Annotated in this window: 28 protein-coding genes; 20 read left to right on the plus strand and 8 right to left on the minus strand. The window is 26.4% G+C overall.

Going from position 1 to position 21,668, the window contains the following annotated elements:
• Window positions 1–231: 231 nt before the first annotated feature.
• The 7 genes from AXF11_RS03020 (at window position 232) to AXF11_RS03045 (ending at window position 4,222) form a co-directional block, all read left to right on the plus strand.
• Complete coding sequence (locus AXF11_RS03020) at window positions 232–720, plus strand: hypothetical protein (RefSeq protein WP_068154801.1); 489 nt, start codon at window positions 232–234, stop codon at window positions 718–720.
• Between the two features lie 268 nt (window positions 721–988).
• On the plus strand, window positions 989–1,699 hold the full coding sequence (locus tag AXF11_RS03025) for a hypothetical protein (protein WP_068154803.1): 711 nt from the start codon (window positions 989–991) through the stop codon (window positions 1,697–1,699).
• 254 nt (window positions 1,700–1,953) lie between these two features.
• Window positions 1,954–2,559, plus strand: coding sequence for an SH3 domain-containing protein (locus AXF11_RS03030; protein WP_068154806.1), 606 nt, complete (start codon window positions 1,954–1,956; stop codon window positions 2,557–2,559).
• A gap of 220 nt (window positions 2,560–2,779) precedes the next feature.
• Complete coding sequence (locus AXF11_RS03035; RefSeq protein ID WP_068154809.1) at window positions 2,780–3,226, plus strand: hypothetical protein; 447 nt, start codon at window positions 2,780–2,782, stop codon at window positions 3,224–3,226.
• Between the two features lie 50 nt (window positions 3,227–3,276).
• Entirely contained in the window at window positions 3,277–3,597 is a 321-nt protein-coding gene (locus AXF11_RS03040; RefSeq protein WP_156440371.1) for a hypothetical protein, read from the plus strand.
• 209 nt (window positions 3,598–3,806) lie between these two features.
• Window positions 3,807–3,959 (plus strand): hypothetical protein, encoded by a 153-nt coding sequence (locus AXF11_RS10560; protein WP_156440372.1) that lies wholly within the window; start codon window positions 3,807–3,809, stop codon window positions 3,957–3,959.
• Between the two features lie 32 nt (window positions 3,960–3,991).
• Window positions 3,992–4,222 (plus strand): hypothetical protein, encoded by a 231-nt coding sequence (locus AXF11_RS03045; RefSeq protein ID WP_068154813.1) that lies wholly within the window; start codon window positions 3,992–3,994, stop codon window positions 4,220–4,222.
• 203 nt (window positions 4,223–4,425) lie between these two features.
• On the opposite strand, the gene AXF11_RS03050 is transcribed toward AXF11_RS03045, so the two are convergent.
• Window positions 4,426–5,136 (minus strand): helix-turn-helix domain-containing protein, encoded by a 711-nt coding sequence (locus AXF11_RS03050; protein ID WP_068154815.1) that lies wholly within the window; start codon window positions 5,134–5,136, stop codon window positions 4,426–4,428.
• Window positions 5,137–5,400: 264 nt separating this feature from the next.
• On the opposite strand from AXF11_RS03050, the gene AXF11_RS03055 reads away from it, so the two are divergent.
• From AXF11_RS03055 to AXF11_RS10805, 5 genes are all read left to right on the plus strand, one after another.
• Window positions 5,401–6,144, plus strand: a complete 744-nt coding sequence (locus AXF11_RS03055; RefSeq protein ID WP_068154817.1) for a protein rep — start codon at window positions 5,401–5,403, stop codon at window positions 6,142–6,144.
• 1 nt (window position 6,145) lies between these two features.
• Window positions 6,146–6,295 carry a hypothetical protein gene (locus AXF11_RS10710; protein ID WP_197416845.1) on the plus strand — a complete coding sequence of 50 codons (150 nt, stop codon included), beginning with the start codon at window positions 6,146–6,148 and terminating at the stop codon, window positions 6,293–6,295.
• A 274-nt stretch (window positions 6,296–6,569) separates the two neighbouring features.
• The gene (locus AXF11_RS03060; RefSeq protein ID WP_231724748.1) at window positions 6,570–6,788 is read left to right on the plus strand and encodes a transcriptional regulator; all 219 of its coding nucleotides are present in this window, start codon (window positions 6,570–6,572) and stop codon (window positions 6,786–6,788) included.
• Between the two features lie 89 nt (window positions 6,789–6,877).
• Entirely contained in the window at window positions 6,878–7,087 is a 210-nt protein-coding gene (locus AXF11_RS10800) for a hypothetical protein (protein ID WP_231724749.1), read from the plus strand.
• A 225-nt stretch (window positions 7,088–7,312) separates the two neighbouring features.
• The gene (locus AXF11_RS10805; RefSeq protein WP_231724750.1) at window positions 7,313–7,942 is read left to right on the plus strand and encodes a tyrosine-type recombinase/integrase; all 630 of its coding nucleotides are present in this window, start codon (window positions 7,313–7,315) and stop codon (window positions 7,940–7,942) included.
• Between the two features lie 322 nt (window positions 7,943–8,264).
• On the opposite strand, the gene AXF11_RS03070 is transcribed toward AXF11_RS10805, so the two are convergent.
• Genes AXF11_RS03070 through AXF11_RS03080 form a run of 3 tightly spaced genes read right to left on the minus strand, consistent with a single transcriptional unit; the run spans window position 8,265 to window position 10,876 of the window.
• Window positions 8,265–8,447: a FeoB-associated Cys-rich membrane protein gene (locus tag AXF11_RS03070; RefSeq protein ID WP_068154820.1), complete on the minus strand. Its 183-nt coding sequence runs from the start codon at window positions 8,445–8,447 to the stop codon at window positions 8,265–8,267.
• A gap of 15 nt (window positions 8,448–8,462) precedes the next feature.
• The gene (feoB, locus tag AXF11_RS03075; RefSeq protein ID WP_068154822.1) at window positions 8,463–10,658 is read right to left on the minus strand and encodes a ferrous iron transport protein B; all 2,196 of its coding nucleotides are present in this window, start codon (window positions 10,656–10,658) and stop codon (window positions 8,463–8,465) included.
• Window positions 10,655–10,876, minus strand: coding sequence for a FeoA family protein (locus AXF11_RS03080; protein WP_231724751.1), 222 nt, complete (start codon window positions 10,874–10,876; stop codon window positions 10,655–10,657). The genes feoB and AXF11_RS03080 overlap by 4 nt, the downstream gene beginning before the upstream one ends.
• Window positions 10,877–11,367: 491 nt before the next feature.
• Between AXF11_RS03080 and coaE the strand changes: the two genes are divergently transcribed.
• From coaE to yihA, 4 genes are all read left to right on the plus strand, one after another.
• Entirely contained in the window at window positions 11,368–11,598 is a 231-nt protein-coding gene (gene coaE / locus AXF11_RS10985) for a dephospho-CoA kinase (protein ID WP_250635735.1), read from the plus strand.
• Complete coding sequence (locus tag AXF11_RS03085; RefSeq protein ID WP_250635736.1) at window positions 11,573–11,971, plus strand: dephospho-CoA kinase; 399 nt, start codon at window positions 11,573–11,575, stop codon at window positions 11,969–11,971. The genes coaE and AXF11_RS03085 overlap by 26 nt, the downstream gene beginning before the upstream one ends.
• Window position 11,972: 1 nt before the next feature.
• Window positions 11,973–12,782 (plus strand): LCP family protein, encoded by an 810-nt coding sequence (locus AXF11_RS03090; protein ID WP_068154826.1) that lies wholly within the window; start codon window positions 11,973–11,975, stop codon window positions 12,780–12,782.
• A gap of 93 nt (window positions 12,783–12,875) precedes the next feature.
• The gene (yihA, locus tag AXF11_RS03095; protein ID WP_068154828.1) at window positions 12,876–13,466 is read left to right on the plus strand and encodes a ribosome biogenesis GTP-binding protein YihA/YsxC; all 591 of its coding nucleotides are present in this window, start codon (window positions 12,876–12,878) and stop codon (window positions 13,464–13,466) included.
• Window positions 13,467–13,993: 527 nt separating this feature from the next.
• Here yihA and nagB read toward each other — a convergent pair.
• Window positions 13,994–14,833, minus strand: coding sequence for a glucosamine-6-phosphate deaminase (nagB, locus tag AXF11_RS03100; RefSeq protein ID WP_068154830.1), 840 nt, complete (start codon window positions 14,831–14,833; stop codon window positions 13,994–13,996).
• A gap of 163 nt (window positions 14,834–14,996) precedes the next feature.
• Between nagB and AXF11_RS03105 the strand changes: the two genes are divergently transcribed.
• The 4 genes from AXF11_RS03105 to AXF11_RS03120 all read left to right on the plus strand — a co-directional run bounded on the left by AXF11_RS03105 (window position 14,997) and on the right by AXF11_RS03120 (window position 18,009).
• A complete protein-coding gene (locus AXF11_RS03105) occupies window positions 14,997–15,902 on the plus strand; it encodes a helix-turn-helix transcriptional regulator (RefSeq protein ID WP_231724752.1) in 906 nt (301 codons plus the stop codon).
• 185 nt (window positions 15,903–16,087) lie between these two features.
• On the plus strand, window positions 16,088–16,663 hold the full coding sequence (locus AXF11_RS03110) for a hypothetical protein (protein ID WP_068154832.1): 576 nt from the start codon (window positions 16,088–16,090) through the stop codon (window positions 16,661–16,663).
• Between the two features lie 98 nt (window positions 16,664–16,761).
• A complete protein-coding gene (locus AXF11_RS03115; RefSeq protein WP_068154834.1) occupies window positions 16,762–17,244 on the plus strand; it encodes a GyrI-like domain-containing protein in 483 nt (160 codons plus the stop codon).
• Between the two features lie 129 nt (window positions 17,245–17,373).
• A complete protein-coding gene (locus AXF11_RS03120; protein ID WP_068154835.1) occupies window positions 17,374–18,009 on the plus strand; it encodes a GyrI-like domain-containing protein in 636 nt (211 codons plus the stop codon).
• 171 nt (window positions 18,010–18,180) lie between these two features.
• Here AXF11_RS03120 and AXF11_RS03125 read toward each other — a convergent pair whose 3' ends face one another.
• The 3 genes from AXF11_RS03125 to AXF11_RS03135 form a co-directional block, all read right to left on the minus strand.
• Window positions 18,181–18,657 (minus strand): lysozyme inhibitor LprI family protein, encoded by a 477-nt coding sequence (locus AXF11_RS03125; RefSeq protein WP_068154837.1) that lies wholly within the window; start codon window positions 18,655–18,657, stop codon window positions 18,181–18,183.
• A 190-nt stretch (window positions 18,658–18,847) separates the two neighbouring features.
• Entirely contained in the window at window positions 18,848–20,032 is a 1,185-nt protein-coding gene (gene tuf / locus AXF11_RS03130) for an elongation factor Tu (RefSeq protein WP_068154840.1), read from the minus strand.
• Between the two features lie 181 nt (window positions 20,033–20,213).
• Window positions 20,214–21,662: a TrkH family potassium uptake protein gene (locus AXF11_RS03135; protein WP_068154842.1), complete on the minus strand. Its 1,449-nt coding sequence runs from the start codon at window positions 21,660–21,662 to the stop codon at window positions 20,214–20,216.
• Window positions 21,663–21,668: the final 6 nt, after the last annotated feature.

Below are 21,668 nucleotides of genomic sequence, written 5' to 3' on the forward strand. Positions count from 1 at the left end.
GAATTAAAAGGAGAGTGAAAAAATGGATAAAAGAAAAAGATTTGAAGAATATTACAATAATGAAAATATCGAAGAAAAAAATAATGATGATAATGAAACTGAAACTAAAAGAAAAGAAAGATTAGAATAGTATTATGATGAAAAGAAAGAAGTTGAATCTGATTTATAGTGAACAGGTTACAAAAACAGTTAAAAATAATGGATATAAAATCAAATTTTAGGAGGAAATTTATGAAAAAAATTATTTTGTTAGGAATTATTATTTTATCATTTTTAATACAAGCGGAGAATCTTGGAAAAGGTGATGTTTACTGCTTAGGAATTGGTAAATCAACTAAAACAAAAGATGGAATAAAATTTAAAGCAAAATTATGTAGAATAGGAAGTGATAAACTTAGAAATGTTACAGTTTATCACAATAGTCATCTTATCTGGGATAAATATGATGTAAGTAAAAAACTGATGTATGCTGCAAATGGTTCGGAAGGTATTTTTTATAATTCAGATACTAGAATTTTAAATGTAGAAATTATAGATCCTATTTCAAGAATGGCTGCAGATACAGGTTCTATTTTTCCTATAACTGACAAAGAAATGAGAGAAGTTTGGCAAAACAGAATCGTTAAAAATGATTTAATAGAAGTATATGGAAATACTCTAGGAATTCCAACTGTTTCTGAAAAAGAATATGAAAGAGAATATGACTATGGTAATTATTAATCTAAAGATAAGAAGAAAATCAGAATGTAATAAAAAATAATCAAACTACAATTAAAATTTTGATAGAAATAATTTTTATAGAATTTTCAGAAATTCAAGAAGCATATAGAATGATTCTTGTATTGTTATTCATTATAAAAATAATTATAGAAAAATTTCAATTTCTAATTTTCATTTTCAAATTATCCAAGAATTAGATCATAAATATTTTTTGAATTAATGAAAAAAATTGAAATGTTAAAAGAATAAAAAATAGGAGAGATTAATTATGAAAAAAATATTATTTTTATTATTGTTAGTATTAGGAAATTTATCATTTTCTGAATATATAAAAGAAGGGACTTATAATAGTATAAATGATAAAAAAATTAATATTGAGCGTTATGATTATGATGGTGAAAAAGGTTATTTTATAATTGCAATGAATGGATATGTTCATACTAGCACTTTTAAAATTGATAAATACTTAGATATAGATAAAAATGAAATTATTGATTTCCCTTTAGACACTCATTATAAAGATTATGAAGGCGATGATGGATATAATTGTACTTTAAAAATTGCTTTTTTACAGAATGGTAAATTAGTAGTTGATTCTAGTGATGACTGTGGAAGATATGATAGAACATTTAAAGGAGAATATAGCTATTCTGAAAAAGATAGTTTTGTGCCTGAAAAATATATAGGTAAATGGGAAATTGAAGGAGGATGTGCTTTTATTACTAAAAATACATTTGCATACGATGACAGACATCCAAATGTTATCGTAGGAGTAAAAGAAGAAGACAATGGAAGTCTCTTATTAGATGGAGTAACAATAGATGAAGGAAGGGGAATCAGGGAACAAACTAGATTCAAATTTCTTCCAAATGGAAATGTCTCAATAGACGCTTATTTGGGAAATACTAACGACAAACTCTATGATAGCTATAATAATTTGCGAAAATTGAAAGGAAAAGAACTTTCTAAATGTGATTAAGGAGAGAATTTATAAGAAAAATAATTTTTTTAATATTAAGTATATTTGTTATTTCAAATGTAGGATTTTCAGAAATTTAAGAAGCATACGGAATGATTCTTGTATTGTTATTCATTATAAAAATAATTATAGAAAAATTTTAATTTTTAATTTTCATTTTCAAATTATCCGATACTTATACCACAAATATTTTTTGAATTAATGAAAAAAATTGGAATATTAAAAGAATAAATAAAAAAGAGGAGAAATTTTAAATGCAAGAAAAAAATAATCAAACCACAATTAAAATTCTGATAGGAATAATTATTGGATTATCTGTATTTATTTTACTTGGTGGAATATTTTATATCTTTAATATGAAAAGTAAATTAACAAAATTAGAAAAAAATCAAATGGAACAGTTAAAAAAGCAAATGGAAAGTCAAAATATGGCTTCTATTCAGTCAGTACCTAATATACAACAAATACGGAAATCTACAACTAATTCAGTAACTCCCAGAAATACTAATCCCAAAATTTCATCAAAGAAAAAATTCTCAATATATATAACAAAATCAACTTCTGGGCCTATAAATGTAAGAGAAAAAGCAACAATGAATTCTAAAATTATAGCAGAATTGCCTGATAATATAAATTTAAAATTTATTCATAGTAATGGAAATTGGTATTATGTTTCTTACAATGTAAATGGATATAAAGAATATGGATATATTAATAAAAGTCAATTAATCAATGCAAATTCAAAAAAAGATAAATTTAATCAGAATAAACAAAATGAAAACCAAAAAGTTAAAATAAATAATGAAATATTAGAGAAATGTAAAGATTATGCAATGTATTCAAACTATTCTGATTATTAAATTAACAAATCTATTGAAGCTAAGTATAATTTAAGAATAAATCCACCAGATTTTTCTGAATTAGGTCGTATGAATGCTTTACAATAAAGTACTAATGCTAAACTGGAAGCTTCAGATGAAATTTTAAAAGCTAAGATGTGCAAGATTTTAATCAATAGATATAAAAACAAATAAAATAATTTTTGAAAATAAAGAAAATAGTTTAAATGGAGGAAAAATTATGAATATAAAAAAAACTATATTTTTAATATTAAGCATTTTTGCAATATCAAATATTGGATATTCAGAAGTACAAATTGTGGGAGGAATAATTTACGATGATAGAATTTTTGGTGAAACACCTGAATGTAAAGTTATAGGGTATACTTATTTTTTAAGTGTATTATCTTTAGTTGAAAAAGAAATAGCAGGTAAAAATAGTGAAGAAACAGTAAACCGTACAGTATATATGACAGTTAATACAAACAGAGCATTAAAACAAAAGGGTTGGAATAAATCTACTTCAGAGATAGAAAATATAAATTTATATTACAAAAACAAATGTAGAAAAATAAATATGAATGAAATAAAAAGTACAAATAATACTCTTGCAGATAAAGAATTGGGATATATCTTTTTATCGCATTTTTTTCGATATATGAAAGGGATAGAAATGTTAGAATATTAAAAAATTACAGAAATTTGAATTAATTTAAAAATATGTTGAAAGGGAAAAATATGATGACAGAAGAAAAAAATAATAAAGTAATAAAAATTTTAATTATTGTTGTAATCAGTCTATCTATAATTATATTTTTTAGCGGAATACTTTATATTTTTAATATACAAAATAAAATAACAAAATTAGAAAAAGAACAACAAGAGTATCAGAAAAGACAATTAGAAACCCAAAATATTCCTTCTATACAATCTGTTCCTATAATACAATCACAGCCTAAGAAAACATTAGGAGGAAACCAAATTAGAAGGACACAAGTACCTTCACCTAGAAAAGTAAAAAATAAAAAATCATTAGAAAAAAAGAAGAAAAAAATGTAATACAAGAAAAAAATACAAAAGAACAAGTTAATCAAAGTCAAGAACCTGTAAAAATTTCTAATCAAAATAAAAATAAAATATTTGATGATATAATGAAATCAATAGAAGAAACTCAAAAGTAAAAATTAAAAAAATTGTTATAATTAAATTTCAAATTTTTCGTTAAAAATAAATAGAAAAATTTTTAAAATCAAAGGAGATAGTTTAAAATGTCAGAAACAAATAACAATGAAAAATTAATAAAAATTTTGACTGGTGTAATAGTAGTATTATCAATAATTATATTGTTATCTGGAATACTTTATATTCATAATATGAAAACTAAAATTAATGAATTAGAAAAAAACAGGAAGAGATATTAAAAGAAGAAGCAGTACAAGATAATGCAACTTCAATGCAAAGTATTCCAGAACAGACAGATAATACAAAAACAGAAGTTCAAGAAAAACCTAAAAATAGCAATAACAATACAAAACCATTAAGAAATAATAAAAAAATAAAAAAACAAACTAATGAAATAAATAGGACTGGAATAGAAAAAGCAATTGATGATACAATTAATAAAATTGACAATACTAAAACTGAAGACAATTCAAATTCTAATGATTCTAAAAGTGATGAATAAAGGAAATTTAACTGATTTAAAATTTTAAATAAAAAACATTCTAATGTTACAGGGCATAAAAACAATTTTTGGTATATTTTATCGAAAAACTTTTTTAATAGCGTAATTACCCTATAATGTATTTTAAAAGGGCCTACATTTAAAAAGTAGGCCCTGTATTTAAAAAAGTTATCTCTATAAAATTCTATATCAGTTAAAAAACATCACTCATCATCTTCTTCATCTTCAATTATTTCATATTCTTCATCTTGTTCTTCTTCAAATTCATTGGAAAAACGATAATCTAATAAACTAAAGAAATTGTGTATTAATTCATCATTTAAAAAAGTTAAAAATTCTTCAAACTCTTCAGTACTCAATTCGTATTTTATTTTTAGTTTCTCACTATAAATTTTTACATATGGAGAATGTTCCATTTCTCTATTAATTTCAATATCTAACTCAAAATAAGACATCAAAAATCGTATAAGTGGAAATAAATTTTTAAATTCCAATTGATTTATTTCTAAACTTTCTTCATAGTAGTAAAAATCTTCAAATGTTTCCATTTTTTCATTAATTTCACTTGTTCTATAATCAGATAATTTAATTTGTCTTTGTTTTTCTATTTCTTCCTTTTTTTGTATATCTTTTCTTATTTTTTCAATGACAAGCAATGCTTTATTTTTTCTATATTCTTTTTTTTCAAATTCGTCTAATTCCTTTAATATATTATTTGTCTCATCATTGAAAAATACATTAGGCGAAATTTTAAAAATCTCACATAATGCTAATATAATTTCATTTTTTATTTTTAGTGTACCGTATTCATATTTTTGTAATGTAGGGATAGAAATACCCAGTTTATTGGCTAATTCTCTCTGTGTCATTTTATTTTCAATCCTCAATTTTTTCAATTTTTCATTTAATTTCATATATAAATAATACTCCTCTCTGCTATTTATTTATTATATCATAAATTATTTAATATTTAAACACTTGACATATAAAAAATTATATGTTATTATATACACGTACAAATATTTATATGTCTTAAATGTTAAATTTTTTACTTTCTTCTATTATTTAAATAGTAAGATAGAAAAAAATACAAATTAAAAGACATACACTAATTTATTTTAACAAGTATGAGAAGTTAAAGGGGTAGAAATTTTATTTAGAAAGGAGGGAAATAATAATTGACCTATAAAGAAAGGTATATTTACTATTATAATAAAGCTATTGAATTATATGGGAGAAAAGATTTTAAAGATATTATTTCTGAAAGGAAACTTCTAAATATAAAAAATTGTTATAATGAATATTCATATTGGTATAAACATCCTGAATGGGATCATAAATTTTTTAGATGTAAGAAAGCCGTTTGTCCTGTATGCGATATGAAAAATAAAGCAATAAAATATTTTAAATTTATAGATAAAATCTTAGAATTAAGAAAAAATTATGAAGTATTCTGTTTAACTTTGAATGGAAATAATGTTGAAATTAATGTAGATAAAATAAATAGAGAAATTGAAAATAACAATAATAGTTTTCAAAAATTGTTAAATAAAGCCTTTATGAAAAAGATTGTGAGAAAATATCTCAAAGTTACAGAAATTAAGTATACTTATTACGATTCACTTCCACATATACATATTATTTTATTTGTAATAAAAGGGATATACAAACATTTTAAAATTAAAGAATTAAAAGATTTAATCACAAAAGAATGGACAAAATTAAAAGGATTTAATGCTAATGTATTTTTAGAAAAATTGGGAACAGAGAAAAAATTGAAAAAGACAATTAGTTATTTAACAGTAGCAAGAAAAAAACAATTGTATACTTTATTTGATTATGCAGAAACTCTAAAAGTACATTTGAAAGTTACTAATAATAAGAGATTATTTGTTTGGAGCAGGAAAGATAGAGGAAACTAAAATGGACAAAAACAAGAATATAAAAAAGGCTGTTGAAAAGCACTGTCTTGAGTGCTGGGATGATGATAAAGAAAAAGTTGTAAATTGTCCTTATAAAACTTGTCCTTTGTGGAAATATAGGCTAGAAGAATTAAAAAAATCAAGACAATAATAATTATTATGCGACTTATATCTAATTTTCAAAAAATTATTTATATAATTAAATTAAACAGTAAAAGGCATTGTTTGGATAATAATAGTTGTAAATTGCCAAAAAAAAATGCTTTAAATTACTAAATAAATTAGTTAGGAGTTGAAAATAGAATGAGTGTTGATAAAAAATAAAAGGAAGGACTTTATAAAAGCCCCTCGCAACCACTTTTATTCTATCACACTCTTCCAATTTAATAAAGAAATTTTTGAAAATGAAATGGAGAGTGATTTAATTGAATTTAGAATCAAAAAAAGAAATGTATAATATTTTGAAAGAAAAGATTAGAGATAAAAAATTGAGTTATAAAAAATTGTCTGAAAAAATGAGAATTTCAGAGAGTGGATTTAATAAGAAAATAAATGGAAAGTATTTTTTTACACAGGAAGAAATATTTTTGTTGAAAAAGATATTGAAATTAAAAAATTCTGAATTAATAAAGATATTTTTTTAAATAAATATATTGCAATAAAAGAAAAATAATATTAAAATTATAGGGTAGAATGATACTGCCCTATAGCTAGATTTTAGAATGGGGAAGAAATGGCAAAAAATAGAACTAAGAAAGGAAATGGTAGAGGTAGTATAACAAAAACTAAAAAGAATAAACCTTACTGGGTACGAGTTACAGACCCAGTAACAAAAAAACGAGTATCGTTAGGACTGTATAAAACGAAAAAAGAAGCACAGCAAAAATTAGATGAATATTTATTTAATCCTTATAATTTAGAAACACATACAATGACATTTTAGGAAATATTCAATTTATTTAAAGGAGCTCAAGAAAAAAATGTTGCTAAGGCAACTTTTAAATCTTATATAAACAGTTATAAGAGATGTAAACCATTATATAACCTGGTATTTAGGGATATAAAAGCTCCACAATTACAAAGTCTTATAAATAATTTAAATTGTAGCAAAGGAACAAAAAGTATTACTAAAGGATTTTTAAGTGTACTTTATAAATATGCTATAGAAATGGAAATACTAACTATAAATAGAGCGGAACATATAAAATTACCAAAAGAAAACAAACATAAAGAAATAAATATATTTAATGGTTATGATATTAAAAAACTGTGGGATAATATTAAAATCGATTGGGTAGAATACATTTTAATTATGATTTATACAGGAATGCGGATTGGGGAAGCTGTTAATTTAAAAAAAGAGAATGTTGACTTGATAAATGGAATCATATCTGGTGGAAATAAGACAGAAAAAGGAATGAATAGAAAAATACCGATTCGTGATGATATTTACCCAATCATACAAAATCTTTATGAAAATAGTCCTACAGATTATTTATTTTACAATAAGAATTGGGTATTTAAGAAAAAAAATAATGAAAATAAGCCAATTCGAGAAAATTATTTTCGTGAAAAATTTTATAAAACACTTGAAACATTAGGGATGGAAAAACATCAAACTCACGATTGCAGAAAAACATTGGCATCTTTTATGAGAAAATATCAATTAAATGAAGTTCAAATAACAGATATATTAGGACACGAAAGTATAAACACAACAATAGATTATTATATTAAAAAAGAAGATGAACAGGAATTAAAAAAATCAATTAACAGAATAGATTTTTTAAGGATGTAGTATAAAAATATTATTTAAAAGTCTAAAAATCATACTTTGAATATATCAAAAAAGGTAACCAATAGGTAACCAATGCATAAGGTAAATGGTTATTTTGACAAAATTTAAATACTTTATAATAAAAATTAGTACTTATCAACTCTCATAAGAAAAATTATCTCAAACTACTGTATTATTTGGATTAGTAGGAAGAATAGCTATAAAAAAATATGCTACCCTTGTGATAGCATATTTAAAAAGGAGTTATGAAGAAAAAAGTTTTCACTTTTTCTATTGGTCACCGATAATTATATACTACTATTATTAGAAACATTTTTTTTATTTATTTGTTTTTAGTTTGAACATGAGTTTTTTTTGGTCGTCCACAAGTTGAAGTTCCTGAACATCTGCAGCAATCTGTTCCACATAAATTTTTATTTTTTTTATAATCTTTATAAATTTTTCTAAATACTGAAAAAGCTACTAAAAGTGCTATTATTCCAACTATTATTGTTTTTATCATCATAATATTTCCTCTTTTCTAAATTAATAATTTTGCAATATTGAAAAATAATGTTGATACCACATATGGTAACACTAACAACATTGATACTTGAAATGCTAATAATTTCCATCCAAACTCTTGTTTTAAAGCTCCCATTGCTACAGCACATGGCACTACTAGAAGGACATACAACATAAATGAATATGCCCTTAGTTGACCATATTTGTCATTCCACAAGCTTCTAATTGCTGGAACGATATTTCCACCTGCATCTTGGTCAAGTTCCTCCTGACTTTTCATTTCCAATGTTGCAATTTTAAAGGTTGCAATATGTCCTAATGATTTTACCGACTCTACTGCTGCTCCTCCCAATCCAACTACTTGATCTTTTAAATCTGATACAAAATTATATTCTTTTTTCTCGTCATCTTTTTGAGATAATAAAATTTGTCCTAAAAATCCAACTACTGTTTCTTTAGCTATAATACTTGGCACAATAGAAGCTACAGGTTCCCATCTGTTACCAAAACCAGTTGGCTTGAATACAGGCTGAACTATTTTTGCTGCTTGACCTATGTATGAACTTTCAGCATCTCCTTTATTTGGGAAATATTGAAAGAACCAAATAATTAATAAAATTCCTAAAACTATTGTAGTTGCTTTTTTTATATAAGAAAAAGTTCTTGATTTCATATTGTTCCAAACAGCTTTTGCACCTGGAAGTCTGTATGGTGGCAATTCTATAAGTAACTCTGTGTTATTTCCTTTAAAGTATTTAAATCTTTTTAATATAAAAGCTACCAAAAGAGCCATAAATACACCAAAAACATAGATTGAAACTACAACTAAAGCTGCATTTTTACTGAAAAACGCTGCCGCAAGTAATGAATAAACTGGTAATCTTGCTCCACATGACATAAATGTTGCGATAACTCCTGTCAATCTTCTTGTTTTTTCATCTTCCAATGTTCTTGTTGAATAAATTGCTGGAACTGTACATCCAAATCCGATTAACATTGGGATGAATGCTTTTCCTGAAAGTCCAACTTTTGTCATCATTTTGTTTAAAATAAATGCAACACGAGCCATATATCCGCTTTCTTCAAGAATCGCCATAAAGAAGTAAATAAAAAACATAAGTGGAACGAATGTCAATACTGAACCTACACCAGCCAAAATTCCATCAAGTATAAAGCTGCTTAACCAATCTGGCACTCCTTCGATGGCGTGACCCACATATTTTATGACAAAGTCACTAAAGAAACCGTCAATCCAGTCGATAAACGGCGAACTTCCATCAAATACGATTACAAAAACGGCATAAATTATGGCAAGAAATGCTATTCCACCGAAAAACTTATTCAAAAGAACTTTGTCAATTTTATCAGTTAATGCAAATTTATCTCCAGTACCTCTTTTTAGGTTCATTGAGATAATTCCACGAACGATTCCATATCTCTGTCTTGCCAAAGCATCTTGAGGCTCAAGTCCATAACGATTTTTAATATTTTCCTTTTCAGTTTCTCCAATATTTGAAACACTTACTCCAAATTCAGTTTTTACTCTTGCTGCTACATTAGTGTCATCTTCCAAGATTTTAATTGCTAGCCATTCTACTGGATATTTTTTCAAAACCTTTTCGTAAGATTTATCATTTTCCAATTTATCTTTCAAACTTTTAATATTATCTTCGATTTCCTTTTCAAATGGCAATCTATGCTGTATTTTTTTAGCTGAAGAATTTTTTTTATAAAGTTCTACAGCTTTTTCCATAAGCTTGTCTACTCCGGCTCCAGATCTTCCACTTGTGAAAATAACTGGAACTCCCAATTGCTTTTCAAATTTTTCTACATCTAACTCATAGCCAATTCTTTTAAATTCATCTTCAAAGTTAAGTGCCATTACAACTGGAATATCAAGTTCCTTTAACAAAGCTGTCAAATAAATATTTTTTTCAAGCGATGTGGAATCTAACACATTAATTATCACATCAACTTCTTCATCCAGCAAAAAATCTCTTGAAACTCTTTCTTCTGCCGTACTTATTGATAAATTGTAAATTCCTGGTAAATCAATTAATTTTACATCTTCATCTTCGACTTTAAAAAAGACTTCTTTTTTTTCAATTGTTACCCCTGGCCAGTTTCCCATTTTTAGACTGGCGTGTGAAATTTGGTTTATTAACGCTGTTTTTCCAACATTTGGGTTTCCGACAAATGCTATATTTATCATTCTACCACCTCAATCTCTACCTTTTCTGCCAAATTTTCACTAAGCACAATTTTTGTTTCCACTGTTTTAATCAAAATATTTCCATTTGCAATATTTTCGATTTTACAGACATCTCCTCTACAAACTCCTAAACTAAGCAATCTTGTGTCAAGTTTTTTTTCAATAATGTCTTTTAAAAAAAATTTTTCTCCCACTTTTCCTTGCAATAAAGTCATCATAATCACTCCTCTAAAAATAAAAATCAAATTTCTCTAAAATATTTTTATCCTCAAAATATAAATTATTTACATAGTATTATATTTTGTATATCAAATTTATTTTATACTTTTTTTTAATTTTTGCAAGTAATTTTTAAAAAAATTATACATTTACAATAAAAATATAATAATCTAAAATTTTTGAATATAAAATATTTTTGTATCAATTTTTTTATTTTAAAAATATTTTACATAATATTGTATAAATTTAAGATTTATAAAAGAAAACAGCTACTTTCATATTTCTTTTTTTCTTTAATCTGTTCTTTTTATGGAAAAAATGGAAGAATATTATTAAAAACGATGACGTTTTGTAACCAAAAAGAATAAATATCACAAAAAATATCTATTAAAATTCTTATTTTTGTTGAAAAATAATAAAATTTGCAATTAAATGAAAAAAGATATAAAATAGATTGCATAAGAATTCAAAAAAGGAAAGGGAAAATACTATGATTATAGGTATTACTGGGGGAATTGGAAGTGGAAAAAGTACTGTTAGTCGTATTTTAAGAAATAAAGGTTTTTATTTTGTCGATTTAGACTCGATTTCTCACGATGTTATTCAAAATCCGAAAATAAAAAAACAGCTTTTAGAAAATTTTGGAAATGAAATTTTTGATAAAGAAGAGGTTTTGCGAAAAAAATTAGGAGAGATTGTTTTTAAAAACAAAAAAAATTAGAAAAATTAAATTCTATTATGCATCCAGAAATTTTGAAAGAAATGAGAAAAAAATTAAAGAAATAAAAAAAGTTGTTGTATTTGTGGAAATTCAACTGCTTTTTGAAGTTGGCTGGGAAAGTGAATTTGATTTAATTTTACTTATTTGGTCTAAAAAAAATATTCAAATTAAACGAATTTTAGAAAGGGATGGAAGAAGTAAAGATGAGGCAATAAATATAATAAATTCTCAAATTTCACTGGATGAAAAAAGAAAAAAAAGTGATTATGTTATCGAAAACAACGATGATAATTTGGAAAAACTTGAAAATAAAGTAAATGAATTTATTGATTTTTTGAAAATCAAATTAAATTCAGGAAAAAAAGAGGTGTAAAATGAAAAAAATAATGTTTTTAATTATGTTTGTTATATTAACTGGGCTAGCCGGTTTTATAGCATGGTTGTGTGTGCCATTTAATATTCTTATAATTGGAAGTGATGCTTATGCGAATCAGCCTACAAAAGGTTCGAGAAGTGACGGATTAATTCTTGTCAAGGTTGTACCACTTTTGGCACAGATTAAAATGGTATCAATTCCTCGTGATTCTTATGCTGAAATTCCTTGTGAAAATTTTAAAATGGATAAAATTACGCACTCCCACGCATTTGGTGGGACTCCGTGTACAATTGAAGCTGTCGAAAAACTGCTGGATGTAAAGATTAACTATCATATTTTATTTAGATTTGAAAATGTTATGGATATTACAACAATGATTGATGGAGTCGATGTTGTTTCTAACCACACTTTTAATCAAGACTACTTTGACCAGGAAGTATTTCACTTTAACCAAGGACAAGTTTATAACTTGAAAGGAAGACAGGCTCTTGCTTACACAAGACATAGAAAAAGTGACACAGCTTTTAAGCGGGATGAAAGACAAAGACAGGTCATTCAAGCAATTATACAAAAACTTGCAGCTCCTTCAGGATGGAAGTATATTCCAAAAGTTTTAGATTATGCAAAAAAAAATATGGAAATTGATGCAAATCCTCTAAAGGCTTTAGGTGCTGCGCCAGCAATCTTATTACATCATCCAGTTGAACAGCATGAGCTAAAAGGCGACGGTCGAATGATTAACGGTGTTTATTACTATATTTTGGACGATAATTCACTAAATGATATAATTAATGAATTTCAAAATTAAAATATTATTATTTCATAAAAATGCACATTTTGTGATATAATAACTATCAATAATGGAATTTTTAAAGAAAAAAAACAAAAAGAAAGGAGAAAAATGGAAATAAAAAAAGCTGAATTTATAAAATCTGCTGTTTATGAAAATGAATATCCAAAATTTAATAATATTACAGAATTTTCTTTTATTGGTCGTTCAAATGTTGGAAAATCTTCTTTGATAAATTCTTTGACAAAACGAAAAAATCTTGCCAGAACAAGTAAAACTCCAGGAAGAACACAATTAATTAACTACTTTTTGATAAATAGCAAAATTCATTTTGTTGATTTACCAGGTTACGGATTTGCAAAAGTTCCTCAAGCTGTAAAAAAAAATTGGGGAAAAATTATTGAAACTTACTTAACTTCAGAAAGAAAAAAAATTGTATTTTTACTTTTGGATTTGAGAAGAGTTCCATCAAATGAAGATATGGAAATGCTAAAATGGATGGAGCACTTTAAAATAGAATATTACATAATTTTTACAAAATCTGATAAATTATCAAATAACGAAAAATTTAAACAGTTAAAAGAAATTAAGAAAAAATTGGTGTTTGATAATGAAGATGTATTTTTTTACTCGTCATTAAAAAATACCGGAAGAGAAGAACTTCTCAAATTTATTGAAGAAAAAGCTCAAAATTATGAATAAAAAATTTTCAAAAAATATTTCTCCAAATTTTTAGAGAAATATTTTTTATTTTCAACGATGGTTTAAAAATTTTAGGGGCAGATTTTTAATTTTAAATTTTTTAAGTTATTCTTGATTACAAAATGTTATTTTGTTTAATATTATTTTTTTATTTTTTACATAAGGGGAAAGGACCGCCATTTCCCCTTATAATCCCCACGCTCGTCTAAGAATTTTTTTGAAGTAAAGCCGAAACTCACTTCGTTCAAACAGTCGTCTTTACTCCAAAAAAATCACGACACTTTTATATGGTAGTAAAATTTAAACCGTCGGAGCATTTTTATGTGCTGACAAAACTGTTTGAGCACGATTAGTGCGAGTTTTTTGTCAGTGCATAAAAATGTCGAAGACTAGCCGGGGTGCAGGGGTGCGGCGATGAGCACTTCTGCTTAAAAAAGAAAAAATTATTTTAGTAACTTTCTGGATTGAATGAAAAACTTAAAACTAAGATTTTTTATTTACCCCTAAATATTTTACTCTGTCTATTTTCAACTATTTTTTGACAATTTCATTATTTCATCTTCACATTTTTTTAAATTTAAAATTTCTTTTTCAATTTCTTTAAAGTATCTATAAGTCTTCACCTTAATATCTGATGCTGCTTTTTCATCAATGACTAATAATGAATTTTTGTGCAATTGCAACGCTGAAATTGTCCAAAGATGATTTACTCCTCCTTCAATCCCGTGATAAACCGCTCTTGCCTTTTTATAACCGTCTGCAAGTATTATGACCTCGTCAGAGTCAGTTAATGTGCCAACTCCGATTGTAAGTGCAGCAGTTGGAACTTTTTTTATATCATTTTCAAAAAATCTTGAATTTGCCAAAATTGTATCATAAGTCAAATCTTTTTTTCTAGTTCTGGAAGAAAGCGAAGAACCTGGCTCATTAAAAGCTATATGTCCATCTTCTCCAACACCACCTAAGAACAAATTAATTCCTCCAACTTTTTTTATTTTTTCCTCATATTCACGACATTCTTTTTCCACATCTTGCGCCATCCCATCCAAAATATTAATATTTTCCTTTTTTATATCAATATATTTAAAAAAATTTTCATTCATAAAATAATGATAACTATTTTTATGATTTGCACTTAATCCAACATACTCGTCCATATTAAAAGTTACTACATTTTGAAATGAAATTATTTTTTTCTCATTTAACTCTATTAATTTCCTATAGGTTTTAAGCGGCGTTGCTCCAGTTGGAAGTCCCATTACAAAAGGTTTTTCTTTTGTAGGATTGAATTTTAAGATTCTTTTTGCTATTTTATAAGCAGTCCATTTTCCAATTTCTTCACTATCTTTTAAAATTATTACTTGCATTTTCTTCACCTCAATTTTTACATTTTATGCTATTAATAGTATAATCCATATTTTATGATTGTCAATAATTAATTATACTCAGATACAATAATTTTTTTACTTTTTTATAAAAATAGAGTATAATTGTTAAACTAAAAAATATTTTTAAGAAAAAGGATAAATTATGAATATAAAATTAGCCAGACTTTTTGAAATTGTACAAATTTTATTGACGGAAAAGAAAGTGACAGCAGAAAAATTGGCACGTCATTTTGAAGTGTCCAAAAGAACGATATATAGAGATATTGAAACTTTGACATTAGCACAAATTCCAATTTATTCGGAAAAAGGAAGATATGGGGGAATTGGACTTATAAAAAATTTTACGATAGATAAATCTTTTTTATCTCAGAATGAGCAAAATGAGATTTTATTTGCTCTGCAAAGCTTAAATGCGATTCAAGATTCTAAAAACAACATCACTTTAACAAAATTAAACTCCATTTTTAATAGAAAGGCTGATGACTGGATCGAAGTTGATTTTTCAAGATACGGTGAAAATGATAGTATTTTGTTTGAAAAAATTAAAAATTCAATACTTGAAAAAAAAGTTATAGAATTTATCTATTTTAATACAAAAGGAAAAAATTCCAAAAGAACAGTAGAACCGCTAAAATTGTGGTTTAAAGAAAAAGCGTGGTATCTTTTTGCATATTGTCATAAGAAAAAAGATATTAGGCAGTTTAAAATAGCTAGAATAAAAAATTTGGAATTGACTTGTGAACATTTTGAAAGAGAACTTAAAAAGGAAGATTTGAAAAATCAAAATAATATGAATGGAAAAGGCACAAAAATAGTGATTGAAATTGATAAATCTCAAGCTTACCGTGTATACGATGAATTTTTTGAAGAAAGCATCACAAAAAAAGAAAACGAAAATTTTGAAATAACTACAGAAATTTTTGAAAATGAATGGTTATACGGATATTTACTGTCTTTTGGAGAACACTTAAAAGTTTTGAAACCTGCAAGAATCAGAGAAATTTTGGCAAAGAAAGTTGAAAAAATGAGAGAAAATTATAAAATATAAATTTTTAATATGACATACTGTTGTCATATTTTTTTTGCTATAATAAATTTGAAAATAAATTTATTTGAAAAAAACATTAAAAAAATTGTAATTATGATTTTAGAAAAATTTGCAGAATAGGAAAAATTTTTTGTAGCATTGGCACTGAATGAAAGAAAAATATTAAAGAATACAGGAGGACAAAAATGACTAAAAACAAAATAAATAATATTGATAAACTGGGAAGTTTGGTTTTTATTTTATTAACAATTTTATTTATATGTTTGCTTTTTTTTAATAAATCTTTTTTAAATTGGACATTTGAACGGCATCATAATATTTTAAGCTGGTATATAAGGCCTTTATTTCTAATACCTTTTTGTTATTTTTCATACAAAAGAAAATTAACGGGCATTTTTATGACAATCTTTTTTCTTTTGACAAGTATGTTTTGGTTTCCCAAACCAACGAATGTTAGCACACAAGTAAATGAATTTTTAAATTTAGAGCAAAAATTTCTTTTAAATAGTCCTTTTTATACAAAATTAATAGGAATTTTTATAGTCTTCATTTCTCTATGGGGATTGTCAAAAGCACTGTGGAAAAGAAATTTAAAATTAGGAATTGCAGTTTTAGTGTTAATTGCTATAAGTAAAATGTTTGGAAGTGTTATTTTTGCAGGAGAAGTAGGAAAATCTATTTTTATACCCGCAATTATTGGACTTGTAGTCTGTATTTTAGGTATTTATATATTATTTTACACTTCTAAAAAAAATGATTAATTTTTAAAATATAAATATTATCATTATTTAAAATTAAAAAGTTTTTTTATAAATTGAAAACTTTTAAAAAATAAAAAGTACAAAGGAGATCGATTAAAATGAAATATGAAATAGTGAAAATTAAAGAAAAAACAGTGGTTGGATTGTCTGAAACAATGAGAAATGACAAAAATACATCAAAAAAAATTGGAAAAATGTGGAATGAGTTTCGCTACGAAAATGGAGGAGAAATAAAAAATATAAGAGACAGAGTAAATAAAAATACAATGGCAGTTTATTTCGATTACACTAATAAAAATGGTTTTGAATATAGAAATCTTGTGGGTTGTGAAGTGAAAAAGGAAAGTAAAAATATTAATGAAAAATTGACAAAAATATTCATTCCAAGCGGAAAATACGCAAAATTTTCTCTTTTTGGAAATCCACAGATAGAAGTTACTAATTTCTGGATTAATTTTTGGAAGAATTTTGGAGAACAGGGAGAAAAATTAGAAAGAACTTATACTTATGATTTTGAAGAATATATAGCTGGAGGCGATCCTAAAAATATGGAAATTAATATTTATATTGCAGTGAAATAGTTCTTGGGATCTTATTTCAAAAACGAATAATTTTGAAAAAATTTAAAATTATGGATATTACATTAATAATATTCATAAGCGTTTATTTAAGTAATAAAAAAAATTTAGAACAAAGGAGAATGATTAATTATGACATTTGATTTTAAAAAAGAAGAAAAACAATTTTACAATTCTGGGAAAAAACCTGTTATAGTAGAAATTCCTGAAATGAATTTTCTTTCCGTCAGAGGGAAAGGCAATCCAAATGAAGAAAATGGAGAATACAAGAAAGCACTTGAATTAATATATGCTATCGCCTATACATTAAAAATGAGTTATAAAAGTGATTACAAAATCGAAGGATTTTTTAATTATGTTGTTCCACCGCTTGAAGGATTGTGGTGTTCGGAAAAAGAACAGGAAAATAATAAATTGGAAAAAGAAAAGTTAAACTGGATTTCCTTAATAAGATTGCCTGATTTTATTAAAAAAGAAGATTTTGAATGGGCTATAAAAGTAGCAACTGACAAAAAGAAAAAAGATTTTTCCAAAGTTAATTTTTTTACTTATAAAGAAGGAATTTGCGTACAATGTGTACACATAGGTTCTTATGATGACGAGCCTAAAACTATTTCATCAATGGAGGAATATGCCAGAAAAAAAGGTTACGCTTTTAATATAACAGAAAAAACACCTCATCATGAAATATATTTGAGCGATCCCAGAAAAGTTGACATAAGTAAAATTAAAACGGTCATTCGGTATCCAATAAAAAAGATAAAATAGTCTGTAAAAATTAATAGAAAAAAGAAAATTATTCAGAGAGTGTCTAGATTTTTTTATAAATATATACAAATTCAGTAATGTAGGAATTCTTTGCTGTATTTACATAAAAAAAATTTACACTCTCTAATTCCCCCAAAATAAGATTTTTTAATCATATTTTATTAATAAGTTTTAATCATTTAAATTATCATATATATAAGCTAAATTTAAAGTTCGTTCTTTCACGGTTCTTATTTTTGCTGAAATTGCACGATTAATTCCAAGTGTTCCACCTTCTTCATTTTCTATACAATATCTGAAAGTTCCGTCATCATCTCTATATTCTATCCAGTCTTTTTGTGCTTGAATCAAACGTTCTTTCGCTTTAGGATTCAATTTTTTCATCAACTTATTATAAATAATATTTAATTCTTTGTCCCAATAATCATAAATTTCTTGAGCTGCTCTTCTAAAATTATAGTCATTTCCACTCACATCTTTATATTTTGAAATAACATTTTTTTCAATTTTACTCATTCTTAATTTTAGTTCATTGGTATAACTTCCTGTCATTTCATTTGTATCGCTATATATCACATTTTTTGAAAAGATTAGTGAAGAAACTGTTAAAAATAATATAATTACCGTATTAAAAAAATTTTTTTTCATTCTTATCACCTCATTTTTAATTCTTCCATAATTAGTTATTTTCGTAATCTCCTTTCGTTAATATTATACCTTAATAAACTATGGGAATTTTGGTTTTATAAAAAATTTCAATTCTTCAAGTAATAAAAAATCAAAAAAAGAACTAGATATTTCCAGTTCTTTTTATATTATGATGATTTTAGTAAATCAGTTATTTAGTAATAGTTGCAACTACTCCTGAAGCTACTGTTCTTCCACCTTCTCTTATAGCAAATCTCAATCCTTCTTCCATCGCAATTGGGTGAATTAATTCCACTGTCATTTCAATGTTATCTCCTGGCATTACCATTTCTACTCCTTCTGGTAGTTTTACTTCTCCTGTAATGTCAGTCGTTCTGAAATAAAATTGTGGTTTGTATCCTGTAAAGAATGGTGTATGTCTTCCACCTTCATCTTTTGTAAGTACGTATACTTCTGATTTGAATCCTGTATGTGGTGTGATTGTTCCTGGTTTTGCTAACACTTGTCCTCTTTCCACTTCTTCTTTCTTAGTTCCTCTTAGCAATGCTCCTATATTATCTCCAGCTTGTCCTGAATCCAATAACTTTCTGAACATTTCCACTCCTGTTACTGTAGTTTTTGAAGTCGGTTTGATTCCTACTATTTCTACTTCTTCCCCAACTTTTACTACTCCTCTTTCTACTCTTCCTGTTACTACTGTTCCTCTTCCTGTAATTGTGAACACATCTTCAATCGGCATAAGGAATGGTTGGTCAATTGGTCTTTCTGGTGTCGGAATATATGTATCTACCGCATCCATTAATTCCATTATTTTTTCTACCCATTTTGCTTCCCCATTTAATGCTCCTAATGCTGATCCAGCTATTATTGGTACGTCATCTCCTGGGAATCCGTATTCGTTTAATAGTTCTCTTACTTCCATTTCTACCAATTCTAGTAATTCTTCGTCGTCTACCATATCAACTTTGTTTAAGAATACTACAATGTAAGGTACTCCAACCTGTCTTGCCAATAGAATATGTTCTCTTGTTTGAGGCATTGGTCCATCAGCTGCTGATACTACTAGGATTGCTCCATCCATCTGAGCTGCTCCTGTAATCATATTTTTTACATAATCCGCATGTCCTGGACAGTCTACGTGTGCGTAGTGTCTTTTTGCTGTTTCATACTCAATATGAGCTGTGTTAATTGTGATTCCTCTTTCTCTTTCTTCAGGAGCTTGGTCGATATTTTCAAAATCAACTTTTTCTGCAAGCCCTTTATCAGACAACACTTTTGAAATTGCTGCTGTCAAAGTAGTTTTTCCGTGGTCTACATGACCAATTGTTCCTATGTTTACGTGTGGTTTACTTCTGTCAAATTTAGCTTTTGCCATATTTCTCTTTTTCCTCCATATTTTTTTATTTCTTGTCTTAATATTAGCATATTTACAAAAAAAATGCAAGTATGATAAATCATTTTTTCAAAAAATTTATTAAATTTTTATAAAATTTTATTTTAAAAAGAGAGCATAAGAAGCATTTTCTCGCTAAAGATCCAGTTGCAAAACAGATTTTTTATTTTAATTTCCAAGTTAGTGGTGAAAATAATATTAACATCGGAAAAATTTCCAATCTTCCAGCAAGCATTGCAAAACTTAATACAATTTTAGAAAAATCATTTAAGTTGGCAAAGCTGTATGCAGGACCCACTTTTCCAAGTCCTGGACCTATGTTATTAAAAGTTGCAGCAACTGCGCTAAATGCTGTTAAAAAATCATCTGTGGAAAATGAAATCAATAAAAGCATCGCCATAAAAACTACTGCATAAACTACAAAATACACTGCTATACTTTTTTGCATTTTCAAACTTACTGGTTTGTCTTCGTAAGAGATTGAAATAACACGGTTGGGACTTATCATTTGTCTTATTTCTGCAAAGTGTATTTTTATCATTAGAATTACCCTGGAAATTTTTAATCCGCCTGCGGTAGAACCAGCACACGCACCAAAAAACATAAGTATCAACAAAATTACTTGCGAAAAAAGTGGCCATTTTCCAAAATCTGCCGTTGAGTATCCCGTTGTTGTCATCACAGAAGATACAGAAAATAACACATCTCTTATACATTGTAATATCGAACTGTATGATTTTGAAATATTTATGACTATTAGCGCAACCGAAACAAATACAATGAGTAAATAATATTTTAACTCTTCATTTTTTAGCACATCTTTTACTTTCCCGATTAAAATAAAATAATAAACATTAAAATTTACTCCAAAAACTAACATTCCAATCGACAGTACAACATCAATATAAGCGCTGTGATACGGCAAAATACTTCCATTTCTTATACCAAAGCCACCTGTCCCAGCTGTTCCAAATGCAAGTAAACTTGCTTCAAATAAATTTAGACCTCCAAATAGCAGTAAAATTATCAAAACTATTGTCATAACTGTATATATTTTGTACAACACTCTTGCGGTAGACGACAATTTTGAAACTATTTTACCAAATGTCGGTCCTGGAACTTCAGCTTTCATTACATAGACAGAAGTTGGAGAATATTTTGGCAAAATTGCAAGTGCTAAAACTAGAACCCCCATTCCTCCTACAAAGTGAGTAAAACTTCGCCAAAATAAATTTGAGTGACTAATTTTGGTCAAGTCTGTAATTATGCTCGAACCTGTTGTCGTAAAACCGCTGACAACCTCGAAAAAGGCATCTACAAATGACGGTATCTCTTTCGATATTACAAACGGGAGTGCTCCGAAAGCTGACATAAATATCCAAGATAAAGCCACTATTACGAAACCTTCTCTCCCTTGAATATTTTTATCAATTGGAATTTTTAGCGACATTAGAAGACCTACTGCCAAAAGTAGTAAAATCACTATTCCATATGACATCTTATGTAAAATATCCTCTTTGTATAAAAAGCTTATAATTAATGGCAAAAACATCAGTCCAGCTTCTAGTATTAAAATTTTTCCAATTACAAAACTTATCATTTTTTTGTTCATTTTCTT

Source organism: Leptotrichia sp. oral taxon 847 (genome assembly GCF_001553645.1).
Taxonomy (GTDB): Bacteria; Fusobacteriota; Fusobacteriia; order Fusobacteriales; family Leptotrichiaceae; genus Leptotrichia.

What these genes read in the sequence shown, in the direction of transcription:
- AXF11_RS03020 (WP_068154801.1), top strand. Translation starts at nt 232, where the DNA reads ATGAAAAAAATTATTTTGTTAGGAATTATTATTTTATCATTTTTAATA.
- AXF11_RS03040 (WP_156440371.1), top strand. Translation starts at nt 3,277, where the DNA reads ATGATGACAGAAGAAAAAAATAATAAAGTAATAAAAATTTTAATTATT.
- yihA (WP_068154828.1), top strand. Translation starts at nt 12,876, where the DNA reads ATGGAAATAAAAAAAGCTGAATTTATAAAATCTGCTGTTTATGAAAAT.
- AXF11_RS10560 (WP_156440372.1), top strand. Translation starts at nt 3,807, where the DNA reads ATGTCAGAAACAAATAACAATGAAAAATTAATAAAAATTTTGACTGGT.
- AXF11_RS03115 (WP_068154834.1), top strand. Translation starts at nt 16,762, where the DNA reads ATGAAATATGAAATAGTGAAAATTAAAGAAAAAACAGTGGTTGGATTG.
- AXF11_RS03110 (WP_068154832.1), top strand. Translation starts at nt 16,088, where the DNA reads ATGACTAAAAACAAAATAAATAATATTGATAAACTGGGAAGTTTGGTT.
- AXF11_RS03030 (WP_068154806.1), top strand. Translation starts at nt 1,954, where the DNA reads ATGCAAGAAAAAAATAATCAAACCACAATTAAAATTCTGATAGGAATA.
- AXF11_RS03025 (WP_068154803.1), top strand. Translation starts at nt 989, where the DNA reads ATGAAAAAAATATTATTTTTATTATTGTTAGTATTAGGAAATTTATCA.
- AXF11_RS03125 (WP_068154837.1), bottom strand. Translation starts at nt 18,657, where the DNA reads ATGAAAAAAAATTTTTTTAATACGGTAATTATATTATTTTTAACAGTT.
- AXF11_RS03080 (WP_231724751.1), bottom strand. Translation starts at nt 10,876, where the DNA reads ATGATGACTTTATTGCAAGGAAAAGTGGGAGAAAAATTTTTTTTAAAA.
- AXF11_RS03035 (WP_068154809.1), top strand. Translation starts at nt 2,780, where the DNA reads ATGAATATAAAAAAAACTATATTTTTAATATTAAGCATTTTTGCAATA.
- AXF11_RS03090 (WP_068154826.1), top strand. Translation starts at nt 11,973, where the DNA reads ATGAAAAAAATAATGTTTTTAATTATGTTTGTTATATTAACTGGGCTA.
- AXF11_RS10805 (WP_231724750.1), top strand. Translation starts at nt 7,313, where the DNA reads ATGGAAATACTAACTATAAATAGAGCGGAACATATAAAATTACCAAAA.
- AXF11_RS03135 (WP_068154842.1), bottom strand. Translation starts at nt 21,662, where the DNA reads ATGAACAAAAAAATGATAAGTTTTGTAATTGGAAAAATTTTAATACTA.
- tuf (WP_068154840.1), bottom strand. Translation starts at nt 20,032, where the DNA reads ATGGCAAAAGCTAAATTTGACAGAAGTAAACCACACGTAAACATAGGA.
- nagB (WP_068154830.1), bottom strand. Translation starts at nt 14,833, where the DNA reads ATGCAAGTAATAATTTTAAAAGATAGTGAAGAAATTGGAAAATGGACT.
- AXF11_RS10710 (WP_197416845.1), top strand. Translation starts at nt 6,146, where the DNA reads ATGGACAAAAACAAGAATATAAAAAAGGCTGTTGAAAAGCACTGTCTT.
- AXF11_RS03120 (WP_068154835.1), top strand. Translation starts at nt 17,374, where the DNA reads ATGACATTTGATTTTAAAAAAGAAGAAAAACAATTTTACAATTCTGGG.
- feoB (WP_068154822.1), bottom strand. Translation starts at nt 10,658, where the DNA reads ATGATAAATATAGCATTTGTCGGAAACCCAAATGTTGGAAAAACAGCG.
- AXF11_RS03105 (WP_231724752.1), top strand. Translation starts at nt 14,997, where the DNA reads ATGAATATAAAATTAGCCAGACTTTTTGAAATTGTACAAATTTTATTG.
- AXF11_RS03045 (WP_068154813.1), top strand. Translation starts at nt 3,992, where the DNA reads ATGCAAAGTATTCCAGAACAGACAGATAATACAAAAACAGAAGTTCAA.
- AXF11_RS10800 (WP_231724749.1), top strand. Translation starts at nt 6,878, where the DNA reads ATGGCAAAAAATAGAACTAAGAAAGGAAATGGTAGAGGTAGTATAACA.
- coaE (WP_250635735.1), top strand. Translation starts at nt 11,368, where the DNA reads ATGATTATAGGTATTACTGGGGGAATTGGAAGTGGAAAAAGTACTGTT.
- AXF11_RS03050 (WP_068154815.1), bottom strand. Translation starts at nt 5,136, where the DNA reads ATGAAATTAAATGAAAAATTGAAAAAATTGAGGATTGAAAATAAAATG.
- AXF11_RS03070 (WP_068154820.1), bottom strand. Translation starts at nt 8,447, where the DNA reads ATGATGATAAAAACAATAATAGTTGGAATAATAGCACTTTTAGTAGCT.